Here is a 15,309-nt window from a genome sequence, read left to right on the forward strand (position 1 = left end):
ACCCCCGTTCCGGCTACTCCGCGTCGGCGTACGGCGCCCAGGCCGGCTCGCGCAGCGCGGGGCAGTGCTCCGGTGTCGGATGGTTCGCGATATCGACGATCCGGTCGAGTGCGTCGCGCGCGGCGGCGAGGTCTGCCATGGCCGCGGTGATGCGATCGCGCTCCGCCGCGAGCATCTCGAAGACCTCGGGCGACCCCTGCCCGCTGTCGACGCAGGGCAGCAGTTGGAGAATCGTGCGGCTCGCCAGACCTGCAGTGAAGAACTGCTGAATCAGCTGCACGCGTTCGACGGCCGACTCGGCGTAGATGCGCTGACCGCTGGGGGTGCGCTCCGAGGCGAGCAGACCCTGTTCCTCGTAGTAGCGAAGGGCGCGGGTGCTCACGCCTGCCTTGTGCGCGACATCGCCTATCCGCATGTTCGCCCTCTCCTTGAGCACTGATCGACCCTCGACTTGCCCTTGACGTCAACGTCAACTCTTAGATTAGTCCACGCGTCGCCGGATGCGGCCCGCAGAACCTCGAGAACACCACGCAGAAAGCGGAGAATCCATGAACATCGCCGACCAGATCGCTCTCGTCACCGGAGCCAACCGCGGTATCGGCCGCGAATTCGTGCTCGAGCTGCTCGAGCGCGGAGTCAGCAAGGTGTACGCGACGGCCCGCCGGCCCGAGAGCATCGACTTCGACGACAACCGGGTGGTGCCTCTGCGCCTGGACCTGCTCGATCATGACTCGGTCGTCGCTGCGTCCGCGATCGCACGCGACGTGACGCTCCTCGTCAACAATGCCGGCATCTCCACGGGCGCCGCGCTCGTCACGGGCGACCTCGCAGAGATCCGACGAGAGATGGACACGCACTTCTGGGGAACGCTCGACGTGATCCGCGAGTTCAGCCCTGTGCTCGCTGCGAACGGCGGCGGCGCGATCGTGAATGTCCTGTCGGCGCTGTCCTGGTTCGCGAGCCCAGGCGCCGGGTCATACGCTGCCGCCAAGGCGGCGGAGTGGAACATGACGAACGGCGTGCGCCTCGAGCTCGCCGCGCAGGGCACGCTCGTTCAGGGCGTTCTTCTCGGCGCCGCCGACACCGAGATCGCCGCGGGATACGACGGGCCGAAGATCGATCCGCGCGATGTCCCGCGCCTCTCGCTGGACGGCCTCACCGAAGGGTCGATCGAGGTGATCGTCGACGACTGGACCGCGATGGTGAAGGGCGCGCTCGCCGACGACCCCGCGCCGTTCTACGAGCGGATGACTGAACTGCTGGGCGTGAGCTGACGGATGCTCAGGACAGTGTCCTGATCCAGAACCAGCTGATCGCGAAGACCGCGACGATCACGATCCAGACCCATCGTCCGCTGCGCTTGAGTCGTCGGCCCTGCTGTGCGACACCGGGCGGCGGTGTCAGCATCCCTGCCGGAGCGGCGAACGGCAGAGCCGGTGTGGCCGGTGCGGGTGCAGGTCCGGGCGACGGCCCAGAGGTGGCCGCCGTCTGGACCTGCGTGTAGGTACGGCCCTGTTCCGCGAGCAGGCGATCGTCGCGCCACCTGGCCCATTGGTCGAACTTCGTGATGAGTGCTCCGACAGTGCCGAAGAGCCACGCCCAGGTGTTCGGGTCAAGCGTCGACGCTTCGCGCCTGGTGTACAGGAACATCCAGTCATCGACGATCTCGACGTCGAGCTGCGCGGCGTTGTCGATGAAGCGCGCCATGATGTCCGGTGTGAACAGGTAGAGAGCATCCTGTTCGTAGCCGGTGGGGCAGTAGAGCGTGAAGTACTGGTCGAAGTCGCCCTCAAGGGAGAGCCGTTGCTCCTTCTGGAACGACGCCGGCAGGTTCGTGCCGAACAGCGCATTGTTGCCGAGGGCGTCGAGGACGATGTTCGGCAGTGGCACGTCGAGTTTGACGGCGACGTAGCCCCACTTGTGCGTCGTCGAGTTCTTCCCCGAGCCCGTCGTGTACTGGTAATTGCCGAACTCCACGAACCGCGGCGAGTGACCGCGCACGAGCCGTTCGGACTGCCGCGAGTGGCCGACACCGAAGATCATGCCTGGCAGTGGGGGGTTCTTGATCCCGTCTTCATAGGTCATGTTGTTCGCGGCCGCGAACCGGCTGATCCGATACCGGGCGACCCTGCCGCTGCGGAACGAGAACCAGAACAGCAGCCCTCCTCCGATCACGATCGCGGCGATGACCAGGACAGGCAGAAGCAGGAAGGGCGTTCCGCCCCTGCTGACCCCCGCCAGCAGCAGCGCCATCGTCGGGATCAGGATCATGGCGAACACAAGGCCGATGAACGCCGCGACGACGATCACGATGACCTTCGACGCCGACGTCGATGATGTGCTGCGCGCACGCATCTCCGCAGCGAACGCCCGCACCGCCTTCGGGTCGACCGGCTCGGTGAGAGGCCGGGCGTCGAAGGTCAGCGGCTGCGGGGTCGTACTCGGCGTGCTCACGCGTCAACGCTAACCCGGCACCCCCGGCGGTTGCGATAATCGAGGGGTGAACACGCAGACAGCCCTCCCGTCACTGGACGGACGCACTTTCCGGATGATCTCTTCCACCACCTCCGCCGTGAACCCCGATGCACCCAGCGTGTTCCGCTACCACGAGCAGGACGGCGTCGTCTGGGGCGACTACACCGGCGACACCGTGACGTTCGGGCGCTTCGTCGGCACCCGCGACGGCGACGTGATCAGCATCGACTTCGTTCATGTGCTCGTCGCCGACGGATCGGTGGTCACAGGCTCCGGCGACAGCGACATCGAGCAGGACGACAGCGGCCTTCGCCTGGTCGAGCACTACGAGATGCACGGAGAGCCGCAGCTCAGCATCTGCGCGGAGGTCGTCGAGGGCTGAGCCTGCTCAGCGTGGCGGCAGCGGCTCCCTCGCTCCCGGCGCCGGGGTCCACCGCGTCATCCCCAGCGAATCCGCCGGCGCGCGAGCCGGTATGTCGGTGGGCAGGATATACGGGCGTCGGACGACTTCGTCGAGGATCACGACGCTCACCACTGTGCGCACCTCCGGCAGCTGCGCGATCACGCCGGTGGAGAAGTCGTGCACGCCACCCACGTCGGTCGCCCGGATCATCAGCATGGCGTCGTGCTCTCCGGTGGTGACGGCGCAGTATTCGACCTCAGGCATCTCCCTCACCCGCTCCCGGAACGACGGCCAGGACTGGGGATGCACGGTCACGAACACGTGCGCACCGATGGACAGACCGGCCTTCGCCGGATCGATGGATGCCGAGAACCCTGTGATCACGCCGCCTTCGAGGAGAGCCTCGACCCGCGAGTACGCGTTGGCTCGAGAGATGCCGATGCGTTCAGCGAGTGCCGCCATGGACAGGCGGCCATTCTCGCGAAGCACCTCGAGGATGCGGTAGGCGATGTCGTCCAGCACCGGCGCACTTCGTCCAGCGGATGCCGAGTCACTCGGCCGTTCGTTGGACGTTCTGTCTGTCATTCCCGAATTCTAGGATGAATCGTGTCTCAGCCCGTGCTCTCATTGGACAGATCGTCGCGCATCGTGCCAATCTGAACACGGTCGTCCACAGCAGTCCGACCTTTCCCGAATCGCTCCTCTCCCTTGGAGGGTCTATGTCCTCGATGTCTCGCAGGTCTCTGGTCGCAGTAGGAGCCGTGGCGCTCCTGGCCGTCACCGGCTGCTCCGGCGGTAACTCCGGTGCCAACAACAACAGTTCGTCGGACTCGCTGGTGATCGACACCGCGTTCACGATCGAGACGGCCGACCCCGGCCACAACTACGACCCGACCGGCAACATGCTGGCGAAGGCGCTCTACGAGACGCTGGTCGACTTCGAGGGATCCGATGTCTCCACGCCGGTTCCCGGACTCGCGTCCTGGGAGCAGAACGACGAGGCCACCGAGTTCACGTTCACCCTCGAGGGCGAACGCGTCTTCTCCGACGGCACGCCGATCGAGGCGAAGGACGTCGTGTTCTCGCTGCAGCGCATCCAGGGCATGGCCGAGGCGAAGCCGAACTTCCTCCTCGCCGGTGTCACGATCGAAGAGGTCGACGAGAAGACCATCAAGTTCACCACTGAGACACCGCTGCTGCAGCTGCCGGCGATCCTCGCCAACCCGTCGCTCGGCGTCGTCAACTCCGACGTCGTGATCGAGAACGGGGGCACGACCGATGGAACGGACACTGCGCAGGCGTTCCTGGACGGCGAGTCCGCCGGCTCAGGGCCGTTCGTGCTCGACACCCTCGACCTGTCGTCGCAGATCGTGCTCACCAAGAGCGACGAGTACGACGGCGACGAGGAAAGCGCATACGACCGGGTGGTCCTCCGCAACGTCAGCGAGAGCGCCACGCAGCTGGCGAACCTCAAGGGCGGCGACACCATGGTCGCCATGGACCTCAACGGCGACCAGGTCGCGACCCTCGGTGACGACCTGAATGTCGACTCCGTCCCGTCCGGACAGACGATCTTCCTGCTGCTGAACCAGTCGGCAGCCAATGCCGGCGAGCTCGCGAACGTCAAGATCGCCGAGGCGATCCGCTACGCGCTCGACTACGACGCTCTGCTGGAGCTGGCTGGCACCGGAGCCGTGCAGGCGACCGGCGTCATCCCGCCCGGATTCGAGGGTGCTCTGGATGCCGGTGTCGAGCAGGACCTCGACCGCACGAAGGCCGCGCTCGCGGAAGCCGGCTACACCGGTCAGACGCTGAAGCTGCAGTTCCCGAACGATTACCCGGCCGGCGGCGTGGAGTTCACCCCGCTCGCCGAGCGCGTGCAGGCCCAGCTGGGGGACGCCGGCATCGACGTCGAACTCGCACCCGCGCCGTTCGCGACCGAGCTCGACGCCTACGTCAACGGCACCGAGGGCTTCGGTCTCTGGTTCTGGGGGCCGGACTACGCCGACTCGGCGAACTTCCTGCCGTTCGGCCCCGGCCTCAAGGTCGGTCTCCGCTCCGGGTGGGCGGCTGAGGCCAACCCGGAGATCGCCGCACTCGCCGCCGATGCCGCCAGCGCGACCGACCCGGACGAGCGCACGGCAGCCTTCACGGCCTTCGCCGAGGCGATGCAGGTCGACGGTCCGTTCGTCCCGTTGGTCGTCCCTGGCCGCAACATCGCGGCAGCAGGCGACGTGAGCGGCGCGGTCTACAACTCGGTGTGGGAGATCGACATCGCCGAGATCGCCCCCGCCGGCTGAATCCTTCGATGAGTACGACCACCGGCGCACGCAGGCGCCCGACCCGCTCTCCGCTGGTCGGGTACCTGCTGCGCCGACTCGGTACGTCGGTGCTGCTGCTGATCGGCGTCACCATCGTGACGTTCCTGCTCACCAACCTGGTGCCGGGGGATCCGGTCTCGGCCGCGCTCGGTGAGGGTGCATCGCAGAACCCCGCGACGCGCGAAGCGTTCATCAAGGCGCACGGACTGGATCAGCCGCTGTTCGTGCAGTACTTCATCTACATGGCGAACCTGTTGCGGGGCGACCTCGGCACGTCGCTGGTCACGGGCCGAGCGGTGACCGCCGATCTCGCGACCGCGGTTCCGGCGACGATCGAGATCGCGGTATGCGCGATCATCGTCAGCCTCGCCGTCAGCATCGTTCTCGGCACGCTCGCCGCCTATCGCCGCGGGCTGGTCACCGACCAGGTCGTTCGTGTCATCACCCTCGTCGGGCTGAGCGTTCCGACCTTCTGGCTCGCGCTGGTCAGCTACTACTTCTTCTTCCTGCAGCTGGGTGTCGCGCCCGGCTCGGGGCGCGTGTCGCCGTCGATCACGCCGCCGCCGCGGATCACCGGGTTCTATACGGTCGACTACCTGCTGGGCGGCGACAGCGTCGGCTTCTTCGATGCGGCCGCGCACCTCGCCCTGCCGGTCATGGTGCTGTCGCTCGTCACGATCGGTCTGCTCACCCGGTTCGTTCGCACCTCGGTGCTCGAGGTGCTCGACAGCGACTATGTGCGTGCTGCCCGCGCCAAGGGGCTGAGCGGCACGCGCGTCGTGCTCGGCTACGTACTGCGTGGTGCGGCGCTGCCGATCCTCACCGTCGTGGGCGTCGCGTTCGGCGCGCTGCTTTCCGGCACGGTGCTCGTCGAATCGGTGTTCGCCTGGCCTGGCCTGGGTACGTACGCCTACAACGCCGCCGCGAATCTCGACCTCACCGGCATCATGGGTGTCGGACTCGTGGTCGGCGTGATCTACCTGCTCATCAACCTCGTCGTCGACCTGCTGTACGGCGTGCTGGATCCGAGAGTGAGGATCGCATGAGCGCCTTCGACGACCGCCGTGTCGCCTCCCGCTGGAAGATCCGCTTCCGCTGGCCGCGAGCCTGGCGCACACCACTGGGCATCATCGGCTCCGTGATCGCCCTCGCCTGGGTGATCGTCGCGTTCACCGCGCAGTGGTGGGTGCCATACGGCCCCAACGCGCAAGTACTGCCGCGACTGCAGGCACCCGGCATCGAGACGATCATGGGCACCGACGGCAACGGCCGCGACATCTTCTCGCGTCTGATGACCGGTGCCACCGTGACGATACCGCTGGCGCTCATGCTCGTCGTCGCCGCTCTGATCATCGGCACCGTCCTCGGCGCCGTGGCCGGATACTTCGGCGGATGGGTCGATGAGACGCTGATGCGCATCACCGATCTGTTCATGGCGTTCCCGACCGTCATCCTGGCGATGGTGGTCGCAGCGTCCCTCGGTCCCTCGCTGTTCAATGCGGTGATCGCGGCGATCATCGTGTCGTGGCCGCAGTACGCCCGCGTCACCCGAAGCCTGGTGCTGAGCCTCCGGCGGCAGAACTACGTGATCGCCGGTCGCCTGCTCGGGCACTCGCCGTTGCGCAGCCTCACGGTCGACATCCTGCCGAACATCGCCGGCCCCGTTCTCGTGCTCGCCACCCTCGACATCGGCGCGGCGATCCTGCTGCTTTCCGGCCTGTCGTTCCTCGGGCTCGGCGCGCAGCCGCCGACCGCCGAGTGGGGGTCGATGATCTCTGCGGCCATGCAGAACTTCGACTCGTGGTGGCTCGGTGTGTTCCCGGGCCTCGCGATCCTCACGGTCGTGATGGCGTTCAACTTCCTCGGGGACGCGATGCGCGATGTCCTCGACCCGACGGCTGAGATCGCGCACGAGAACCAGGCAGACCTCACGGCATCCGCGAAGGGGGCGAGCGCATGAGCACCGCGCTGAGCATCACGGACCTCCACATCTCTATCGGCCGTCCACTCGTGCACGGCGTCTCACTCGATCTCCACCCCGGCCGGGTGCAGGGCCTGGCCGGCGAGTCCGGCTCCGGCAAGACACTCACCTCACTCGCGGTGCTCGGACTGCTGCCACGGCAGGCGCAGACCTCCGGTTCGATCCGGCTCGGCGGCGAGGAACTGCTCGGGATGCCGCGTCGCGCGCTGAACCGCGTCCGTGGCAACCGGATCGCGATGATCTTCCAGGATCCGTCGGCGTCGCTGCATCCACAGCTCACCGTCGGCACGCAGCTGACCGACCACATGCGTGTTCACCTCGGCCTCAAGGGCAAGGCGGCCGAGCAGCGGGCGATCGAGCTGCTCGACACGGTGCAGGTGCCACGAGCTGCGGATTCACTCGGCCGCTACCCGCACCAGTTCTCCGGCGGGCAGCGTCAGCGCATCGCGATCGCATGCGCTCTGGCGTGCGACCCCGAGGTGCTGCTGGCGGATGAGCCGACCACGGCGCTCGATGTCACAGTGCAGGCCGGCATCCTTCAGCTGCTTCGCGACCTCGCGCTCGAGCGGGAGCTCGCCGTGCTGCTGGTCACGCACGATCTGGGCGTGATGAGTGCGATCGCCGACGACGTCGCCATCATGAAGGACGGACGCATCGTCGAACGCGCCGACCGTGCGACGCTGTTCGCCGATCCGCAGCACGAGTACACGCAGACGCTGCTCGCCGCGCTCCCGGGTTCGAGGATCGAAGGAGCAGGCGATGAGTGACGCCCTGGTGCTCGACGCGCAGGGCGTCGTGGTCCGTTACCCGGGCTCCCCGCCCGTGGTCGCCGTCGACGATGTCTCGGTCCAGGTCTCGGCCGGGCAGACCGTCGCTCTGGTCGGCGAATCCGGCAGCGGGAAGTCTTCGCTCGCTCGCGCCGCCGCGGGGATCGAGAAGACGGCCGCCGGCACCGTGCTGTTCAACGGGATGTCGGTGTCGACCATGGGCTTGCGGCGCCGTTCGACTGCGCTGACCGGCATCCAGATGGTCTTCCAGGATCCCTCGACGTCACTGAACCCCCGTCGCCGCATCGGGGCTCAGATCAAGGACGGCATCCAGACCGCCCTGGCTCGCGGCGATGAGGGCTCACGTGTCGAGGAATGGCTCGAACGAGTGGGCTTGGACCCCGCGTGGACCACCCGGTTCCCGCATCAGTTCTCGGGCGGCCAGAAGCAGCGCATCGCGATCGCACGTGCGCTCGCCGCCAGGCCGAAGCTCCTGATCGCCGACGAGCCGATCTCCGCACTCGACGCCTCGACGCAGACCAGCGTCGCCGCGCTCATGCGCGATCTCGTCGCCGAGGTCGGCGCCGGGATGCTGTTCATCTCGCACGATCTCGCGGTCGTACGCCGCATCGCCGATCGCACACTGGTGATGTACGCGGGTCAGGTGCTCGAGTCCGGCCCGACGGCAGCCCTGTGGGCAGATCCGCAGCATCCGTACACGCGCTCACTGCTGGCCGCGATCCCCGAACCCGACGGGAGGGGCCGCATCCCCGCCGGCCCCACGGCCGACGATCGCGCGTCCTGGTCGACGGTCCCGCCGATCGCGCGCTGACCGCCCACTCGCCGCCGCGGAGTGAGAAGGTATCTGCTGCATGAGACTCCGCCACGCAGATCCCTTCTCACGCGGCAGATCCCTCTTCGCGCGGGTGACTACCCGGCACACTGCCCCTTGCGCGCACCGCTCACCACCAACTCCACGCCCGCATCCGTCGGCTCGAGCGCGTTCTGGGTGCAGGTGAGTGATCCGTTCACAGTGAGGCCGGAGAGCACTGTCGCCAGAGAACTGCCGCTGCCCGAGATCGTCACTGCGCCGGTGACCTCCGAGCGATCCACCACGACGGGGCCAGACGTCTCGGTGACACGCAGTGGTCCGATGACGGTGGAGGGGTCGCATCCGGCGGTGGTGTCTCCCACCGCGACGCCGCCCGTGGTGTCCGACAGAGTCACCTGACCCTCGATCCGCGATCCGCAGATCGCGATGACGGATGCTCCGGTGGCCGTGACGGGGCCGGTGATGTCGGAGTCCTGGATGATGAGTCTGCCGCCGCCTTCTACGGAGACCGAGCCGCTGACGGTCGCATCGATGAGGCACAGCCCACCCGCGCCGGCCGTGAGCCGACCGTCATGGCTGCCGGTGATGGTCTGCTCGCACGGTGGATCGATCGTGACCTGCCTCGACCAGACCTCCCAAGGTGCTGCGCGTCCGCGGTCGCCGGCGGCGATGACGGTGGTCGGGTCGAGCACGGTGAAGCTGCCGTTCTCGGTGTTGACGTAGTCGATCCCGACCGGGACACTCCAGTCGTCGCCGAGTCCGCTCTCGGAGATGGTCATGACGAGGCCGGGTCGTCCGACCATGAGCAGCAGTTCGCCGGTGGGCAGCAACTCAAGCGTGGGCTGGACGCTGAGCAGGTCCTGCCCGGCAGGGCCGACCTCGATCTGCTGGGGCTCGCTCCACGTCGCGCCGTTGTCGGTCGAGCGCGAGTAGATCATAGGCAGTCGCCATCCGACGCGCATCACCATGATCAAGGACCCGTCGGCGAGCCGCTCGATCGCGCCCTCGCACGGTCCCTCGTATGCCACGACATCCGACTGGGCCGGGTCGGCTACCGCCACCGTTCCCGCGACCGACCAGTCGACACCGCCGTTGCGCGACACGAGCACGATCTGGCGGAAGTTCTCGTCTGCGGCGTAGTACCCGTAGGCCGACATGTAGAGCGTTCCGTCCGGGTCCTCGACGACGGTGTGGAGAAGTACGAAGCCGCCCAGCGTCGTCCCCGGCCGTTCAGAGGCGCCGATCGGGCGCATCGGTTCCGGCGACGTCATGACCCCTTCGCGATGCGTCCAGCTCGCCCCGCTGTCGCCGGACACCGCGGTCTCCACGAGAGCCTGACGATCGTCGGTGTCCGCCATCATGTAGGCGTGGAAGTTGACCGCCAGCAGGTCGCCGTTGCGCAGTCTGGTCATCGTCACTCCGGAGGTGTCCGGCATCGGGTTCATCTCCTGGCCGTTGAACCAGCTCGCGCCGCCGTCATCCGAAGCGCCGAGGAAGATACCTCCAGCATCGTCGACATCCGGATGCCCCGAGTACGGGATCAGCACGCGCTTGCGGCCATCGCCGTTCGACACCACGACACCGGGGTTGGGGAAGCCGACCTGCTCGCCGCTGCCGTCGATCGCGACGGTGTCGCCGATGTGGAACGGGGCTGTGCCCACGGCGGCTGGTGGAGTGGATGCCGGTGAGCCGAATATGATGTCGTCCACGAACACGTCGTCCTGGACGGCCGCCGCACCGCTGCCCGTGGTCGTGAAAGCGAGACCGGTGATTCCGGTGACCTCGTTGTGCTTCGACGAGTTGTTGCCGATCGTGGGACCAGCGGATCCGACGTATGCGCCGTCGACGCTCACCCGCACGGCCGCGTTGTCGGCCGGTACCGCAAGTTCCATCCGGGTCCATCTGTCCAGCGGAACGCTACCCGCGGGACTCAGTTCGCGCCAGGTCGCGGTCCACTGCTCGTACCACTGGACCGCGCCGTCGGCACGCAGCGCCAGGCGGAACAACGAGTTGGCGGGCTGGCCGGTCGGGATCAGCGACCTTCCGATCAGGTCGACGGTGAAATCCTGCAGTGACCGAGGGTTGACCTGGAAGGACAGGTAGGCGCCTTGCTGGGCGAGCACGGTGCACGTCATGCCGGCCGATGCCGTCGCACTCGTGTCGTGCACACGCAGGGAGTGCTCACCCTCGTACGAGGATTCATCGCTGACGGCGGCCGGAATGTACCCCTCGAGCGTGGAGCAGTCCGGCGGTATGGAGCCGACGGGGTCGGATTCGAAGGTGAGCTCCGAGAACGCTCCGGCGACGGTGATCTGCTGAGTGCTCACGGACTGAACGCCGTCCGCATCGGTGACGACTGTCCGCAGACTGCTCGCACCAGCCTGCGAGAACGTGTGGGTGATGGATACCGTCACCCAGCCGTCCGTATCAGGCCCGCTGAGCACTGCAGGGATCGACTGGTCGCGCCACTGGGCGGTCGCCGAGTAGTCGGCGACCGCTGCGCCGTCAGGGAGGAGGAATCGGGCGATGGGTGCATCGACGATCTCTGTCCCCTTGACGGCGCCGGTGTCGTCGAAAACGGGTTCGATGGTCACTCCGGCGAAGGCGTTGTCAGGGAGTTGTTCGGTGACGGTGAGGTCGTCGATGTAGTAGTCGACGCCGACGGCGCTGGCTCCGGCTGATCCGAAGTAGATGTCGCCCATGGTGGGGGATGCTGCGTTGCGTCGGTCTGTCTGGAAGCGGACGCCGTTGACGATGAGTTCTGCGCGGTCGAGGGTGGCGTTGATGGTGACGTCGACCCATTCGCCCAGGGCTGCGCCGCCGGTGATGCGGGCGACGTCGGCGAAGGAGGAGCCGTTGTAGGCGGCGATGCGGATGTCGTCGCCGTCGCGGTTGAAGGTGAAGCGCCAGACGCCGTTGGCGCTGGTACCGGGTGCGCCTTGGATGGCCACGTAGGGTCCGGCATTGATCTGTGCGGGGGAGAATCGGTAGGAGACGGATCGTTCTGTGGTCTGGGGGTAGTGGCACCAGGCGCGGGTGTAGACGGTGTTGCTCTGGTCGACCAGGTGCATGGCGCTGTTGGTGGCGGGTGCGCCGCCGAAGCCGGCGTCGGCGACGGTGACGTCACCGACGATGTCGCAGTCCGCCGGTGGTGCACCGACCGTCTCGTCATCGAAAGTGCGAACCGTGCCGTCAGCGGGTGCCGCTGCGGCCAACTGGCCCGGCACGACCGCGACACACAATGCCGCCGCCAGGGCAACGGCAATGATCTGCCACCGTCGGCGGGTCGTTCTGACTGGAAGGTGAGCGATCACGTTCGACTCCTTCACGTCGTGGGTTCGCCGAAAGTATGGGCATGAACCTGCGTTCCATGTCGAGGGTTCCACGTCGCTTAATCGGATCGTTACCGTCGCTTCCTGGCCACGGTCGCGTTCCACGTCGCGTAATCAATCAGTAACGTGGAACCCCTTTCCATGTCGCGAGTTCTCCGCTACGTTGGCCGACATGGAACAGCGTGCCACGTCATACCACTCCCAGGGCCTGCAGCGCGCGCTGGAGATTCTGCGACTGCTCGGCAACGCGCCGGCGCCGCTGACGCTGGCCTCGATCGCGACCCAGCTGGACCTGCCGAAGTCGACCGTCGTGCGCCTCCTCCAGGTCATGGGAGAGCAGGGATTCGTGCGCCGGTTCGGAGAGCCCCCCGCGTATTCGATCGGTCACGCGATCCACGAGATCGCCGAGGGGTATCGACCGCCGAGCATGGCGGAGATCACGGCTCCCGTGCTTACCCGGCTCGCCGATGAGGTGGGGTTCACGGCCAACCTCGGCCTGCTCGAGGGACGATCGGTGCTTCACCTGTACGTGGCCGAACCCCAGCGCGCCCTTCGTTTCGCGACGGGCGGCATGCTCGACTTCGCCTACTGCACGGGCCTCGGCAAGCTGCTCATGTCGGTCCTTCCGGAGGATGAGATCGACGAGCACCTTCCGGAGAGCGAGCCGTATACGAGCTGGACCCCGCAGACCATCACGACGCGGGAGGGGGTCATCGCCGAGCTCGAGCGGATCCGCCAGACGGGATACAGCGTCGACGACGAGGAGCGCAACAGAGGTGTCACGTGCATGGCGGTACTGCTGCCGACTGATGACGCGCCGACACTCGCACTGTCGGTATCGGCGCCCAGCGGCGAGCTCGATGAGACGGCTCGCAAGAGCCTCCTGCCTGTGTTGAACGCGGCGGCGGCCGAGCTCGTCGCGCTGCCGGGGTTCGACGCCGCCCTCGCTCCGCTTCGCACCAGGATGGCCCTTTCATGATCATCGACGTCCACAGCCACTGCCTGCAGCCTGAGCACTGGGGGCACGAGCACGAAGACCACTGGCAGGGCGCCTACGGCGGAGACCTGTATCCCGTCGTCACGCCAGAGTCATACGACCAGGTGATGGGGGAAGCAGGCGTCGATGTCGCCGTTGTGTTCGGTCTCGCGGCATCCCAAGCCGGTGTGCGGACGCCGAACGTATTCGTCGCCGACTTCGTCTCGAAGATGCAGACGCCCGCCATCCCGTTCTGCTCGATCGATCCGCTCGACGAGGACTGGCGCGACCAGTTGGATGAGGCGGTCGAGCTCGGTTTCCAGGGCGTGAAACTCTACCCGGTGCTCTCGCTGTTCGACCCGCTGGATCCCGAGTTCGACGACTTCTACACGACGTTGACCTCGAATCGGATGGTCGCGCTCTGGCACATGGGCGCGACGCCCAGTCCGATCGGCAGGCTCGCGGTGAGTCAACCGATGGTGATCGACGAGGTCGCCCGACGGCATCCGGAGCTGACCCAGGTGATGGCGCACATGGGGCACCCCTGGCAGCGCGACACGAACGTCGTGCTGCGCAAGAACAGGCGCGTGTTCGCCGACGTCTCTGGCGTCCCCTCACGACCGATGGACGCGTTCTTCGCCCTTGTCGGCGCACAGGAGTGGCGCACGGTCGACAAGCTGGTGTTCGGCTCCGACTATCCGCTCTGGACTCCTACGCAGGCCATCGAGAATCTCCGCTCCATCGCTCAGTTCCGCGCCGGGAACCTCCCCTACGTGCTCGACGACACGATCGAGCAGATCATCCACTGCGACGCCCTGACCATGCTCGAACTCTCCGACCCCCGACGCTGAACCGACCCTCGGTCGATGCACACCGATCAACGCAAGGAGCACCACGTGACATCCGTCTCCCGCCGCCTCATCGAGTCGGCAGAGCGCATCATCCCCGGCGGAGTGAATTCCGCCACCCGACGCATCGACGCCCCGATGGCGTGGAAATCCGCGCACGGGGCAACCATCACCGACATGGACGGCAAGGTCTACACCGACTACCACGCCGCTTTCGGCGCGATCCTGCTCGGGCACGGCGACGAGCGCGTCAACGACGCCGTCACGCGCGCCATCGCCGACATCGACCTCGTCGGCCTCGGCACGACAGAGCTCGAGGTCGAGGCGGCGCAGCTGATCGTGGACGCGATCCCCAGCGCCGAGATGGTCATCAGCACGATGAGCGGCTCGGAGGCGACATTCCAGGCGATCCGCCTCGCCCGCGGAACGACAGGGCGTCCGTACATCCTGAAGTTCCAGGGATGCTTCCACGGCTCTTACGACGCCCTCGCCCGCAACGTCATCTCGACGCCCGATCTCGCATGGCAGCGCGACCCCAACTCGTCCGGCATCCTCGACGACGCCGTCGACCACACGCTCATCGCCGAGTTCAACGACCTCGGGTCGGTGGAGGCGCTCTTCGCGCAGCATCCGGATCAGATCGCGGCCGTGATCCTCGAGCCCGTTCCGCACAACGTCGGAGCGCTGCTCCCCGAGCAGGCGTTCCTCGAGGGCCTGCGCAGGATCACCAAGGAGCAGGGCACCCTCCTCATCTTCGACGAGGTGATCACCGGTTTCCGCCATGCGCTCGGCGGCTATCAGGAGATCTGCGGCGTTACGCCCGACCTTACGACGTTCGGCAAGGCGATGGGCAATGGCTTCCCGGTCGCGGGTCTTGCCGGCAGCGCGGAGATCATGTCGAACTTCACGCCCGCCGGTGGCACCGTGATGCTGGCGGGCACCTTCAACGGCAATGCCTCGTCGATGGCAGCGGCCATCGCGACCATTCAGGTGCTGAAAGATCCAGAGGTCGACTTCTACAGGCACGTGTATCGGCTCGGGGACCGGATGCGCAGAGGGCTGCAGTCCATCGCCGATGACAACGGCATCGCCGCGCGCATCACCGGCATCGGATCGGTGTTCATCCCGTACTTCCTTGAGGGAGAGGTGCGCGGATACCGCGACCTGCTGCGCAACGACGACGAGGCCTACGCGACGTTCCACCGTCGCATGATCGACAAGGGATCGTTCATGTACCCGATGTCGCTGAAGCGCAACCACATCTCGCTCGCGCACACCGAGGCCGACATCGATCGCACGCTCGCACAGGCCGAGGAGGTCCTCGGCGCGATGGCGCACGAGGGTCTGTTCCAGGGGACCCGGGCCGGGGTCTGA

At 66.9% G+C, this 15,309-nt stretch carries 14 protein-coding genes; 10 read left to right on the top strand and 4 right to left on the bottom strand.

Features of this window, described 5'->3' with window-relative positions; genetic code table 11:
* Positions 1–13: 13 nt before the first annotated feature.
* The gene (locus tag ACP7AR_RS13440; RefSeq protein ID WP_426186646.1) at positions 14–436 is read right to left on the bottom strand and encodes a MerR family transcriptional regulator; all 423 of its coding nucleotides are present in this window, start codon (positions 434–436) and stop codon (positions 14–16) included.
* Positions 437–548: 112 nt separating this feature from the next.
* Here ACP7AR_RS13440 and ACP7AR_RS13445 point away from each other — a divergent pair, with 112 nt between their 5' ends.
* A complete protein-coding gene (locus tag ACP7AR_RS13445; protein ID WP_426186649.1) occupies positions 549–1,274 on the top strand; it encodes an SDR family oxidoreductase in 726 nt (241 codons plus the stop codon).
* 7 nt (positions 1,275–1,281) lie between these two features.
* Here the strand turns inward: ACP7AR_RS13445 and ACP7AR_RS13450 are convergent, their stop codons facing one another.
* The gene (locus ACP7AR_RS13450; protein ID WP_426186652.1) at positions 1,282–2,454 is read right to left on the bottom strand and encodes a hypothetical protein; all 1,173 of its coding nucleotides are present in this window, start codon (positions 2,452–2,454) and stop codon (positions 1,282–1,284) included.
* A 46-nt stretch (positions 2,455–2,500) separates the two neighbouring features.
* Between ACP7AR_RS13450 and ACP7AR_RS13455 the strand changes: the two genes are divergently transcribed.
* On the top strand, positions 2,501–2,857 hold the full coding sequence (locus tag ACP7AR_RS13455; protein WP_426186655.1) for a hypothetical protein: 357 nt from the start codon (positions 2,501–2,503) through the stop codon (positions 2,855–2,857).
* Positions 2,858–2,863: 6 nt separating this feature from the next.
* Here ACP7AR_RS13455 and ACP7AR_RS13460 read toward each other — a convergent pair whose 3' ends face one another.
* Positions 2,864–3,463 carry an Lrp/AsnC family transcriptional regulator gene (locus ACP7AR_RS13460; RefSeq protein WP_426186658.1) on the bottom strand — a complete coding sequence of 200 codons (600 nt, stop codon included), beginning with the start codon at positions 3,461–3,463 and terminating at the stop codon, positions 2,864–2,866.
* A gap of 143 nt (positions 3,464–3,606) precedes the next feature.
* Here ACP7AR_RS13460 and ACP7AR_RS13465 point away from each other — a divergent pair, with 143 nt between their 5' ends.
* Genes ACP7AR_RS13465 through ACP7AR_RS13485 form a run of 5 tightly spaced genes read left to right on the top strand, consistent with a single transcriptional unit; the run spans position 3,607 to position 8,779 of the window.
* Positions 3,607–5,178 carry an ABC transporter substrate-binding protein gene (locus ACP7AR_RS13465; RefSeq protein WP_426186661.1) on the top strand — a complete coding sequence of 524 codons (1,572 nt, stop codon included), beginning with the start codon at positions 3,607–3,609 and terminating at the stop codon, positions 5,176–5,178.
* Between the two features lie 8 nt (positions 5,179–5,186).
* On the top strand, positions 5,187–6,245 hold the full coding sequence (locus tag ACP7AR_RS13470) for an ABC transporter permease (protein WP_426186664.1): 1,059 nt from the start codon (positions 5,187–5,189) through the stop codon (positions 6,243–6,245).
* Positions 6,242–7,159 carry an ABC transporter permease gene (locus tag ACP7AR_RS13475; protein ID WP_426186667.1) on the top strand — a complete coding sequence of 306 codons (918 nt, stop codon included), beginning with the start codon at positions 6,242–6,244 and terminating at the stop codon, positions 7,157–7,159. Before ACP7AR_RS13470 ends, ACP7AR_RS13475 begins: the two co-directional genes overlap by 4 nt.
* Positions 7,156–7,947 (top strand): ABC transporter ATP-binding protein, encoded by a 792-nt coding sequence (locus ACP7AR_RS13480; protein ID WP_426186670.1) that lies wholly within the window; start codon positions 7,156–7,158, stop codon positions 7,945–7,947. Before ACP7AR_RS13475 ends, ACP7AR_RS13480 begins: the two co-directional genes overlap by 4 nt.
* The gene (locus ACP7AR_RS13485) at positions 7,940–8,779 is read left to right on the top strand and encodes an ABC transporter ATP-binding protein (RefSeq protein WP_426186673.1); all 840 of its coding nucleotides are present in this window, start codon (positions 7,940–7,942) and stop codon (positions 8,777–8,779) included. Before ACP7AR_RS13480 ends, ACP7AR_RS13485 begins: the two co-directional genes overlap by 8 nt.
* Before the next feature lie 98 nt (positions 8,780–8,877).
* Here the strand turns inward: ACP7AR_RS13485 and ACP7AR_RS13490 are convergent, their stop codons facing one another.
* Complete coding sequence (locus ACP7AR_RS13490) at positions 8,878–12,093, bottom strand: sialidase family protein (RefSeq protein WP_426186676.1); 3,216 nt, start codon at positions 12,091–12,093, stop codon at positions 8,878–8,880.
* 190 nt (positions 12,094–12,283) lie between these two features.
* Between ACP7AR_RS13490 and ACP7AR_RS13495 the strand changes: the two genes are divergently transcribed.
* From ACP7AR_RS13495 to ACP7AR_RS13505, 3 genes are read left to right on the top strand one after another with little or no spacing between them, the layout of a single operon-like run.
* Positions 12,284–13,090 (top strand): IclR family transcriptional regulator, encoded by an 807-nt coding sequence (locus ACP7AR_RS13495; RefSeq protein WP_426186679.1) that lies wholly within the window; start codon positions 12,284–12,286, stop codon positions 13,088–13,090.
* On the top strand, positions 13,087–13,938 hold the full coding sequence (locus ACP7AR_RS13500) for an amidohydrolase family protein (RefSeq protein WP_426186682.1): 852 nt from the start codon (positions 13,087–13,089) through the stop codon (positions 13,936–13,938). Before ACP7AR_RS13495 ends, ACP7AR_RS13500 begins: the two co-directional genes overlap by 4 nt.
* Before the next feature lie 45 nt (positions 13,939–13,983).
* Positions 13,984–15,309 (top strand): aspartate aminotransferase family protein, encoded by a 1,326-nt coding sequence (locus tag ACP7AR_RS13505; protein ID WP_426186685.1) that lies wholly within the window; start codon positions 13,984–13,986, stop codon positions 15,307–15,309.

The organism is Microbacterium sp. TWP3-1-2b2 (genome assembly GCF_049896145.1).
Taxonomy (GTDB): domain Bacteria; phylum Actinomycetota; class Actinomycetes; order Actinomycetales; family Microbacteriaceae; genus Microbacterium.

Coding starts and splice junctions, on each gene's coding strand:
- ACP7AR_RS13445 (WP_426186649.1), top strand. CDS start 549: ATGAACATCGCCGACCAGATCGCTCTCGTCACCGGAGCCAACCGCGGT.
- ACP7AR_RS13460 (WP_426186658.1), bottom strand. CDS start 3,463: ATGACAGACAGAACGTCCAACGAACGGCCGAGTGACTCGGCATCCGCT.
- ACP7AR_RS13465 (WP_426186661.1), top strand. CDS start 3,607: ATGTCTCGCAGGTCTCTGGTCGCAGTAGGAGCCGTGGCGCTCCTGGCC.
- ACP7AR_RS13470 (WP_426186664.1), top strand. CDS start 5,187: ATGAGTACGACCACCGGCGCACGCAGGCGCCCGACCCGCTCTCCGCTG.
- ACP7AR_RS13475 (WP_426186667.1), top strand. CDS start 6,242: ATGAGCGCCTTCGACGACCGCCGTGTCGCCTCCCGCTGGAAGATCCGC.
- ACP7AR_RS13480 (WP_426186670.1), top strand. CDS start 7,156: ATGAGCACCGCGCTGAGCATCACGGACCTCCACATCTCTATCGGCCGT.
- ACP7AR_RS13485 (WP_426186673.1), top strand. CDS start 7,940: ATGAGTGACGCCCTGGTGCTCGACGCGCAGGGCGTCGTGGTCCGTTAC.
- ACP7AR_RS13495 (WP_426186679.1), top strand. CDS start 12,284: ATGGAACAGCGTGCCACGTCATACCACTCCCAGGGCCTGCAGCGCGCG.
- ACP7AR_RS13500 (WP_426186682.1), top strand. CDS start 13,087: ATGATCATCGACGTCCACAGCCACTGCCTGCAGCCTGAGCACTGGGGG.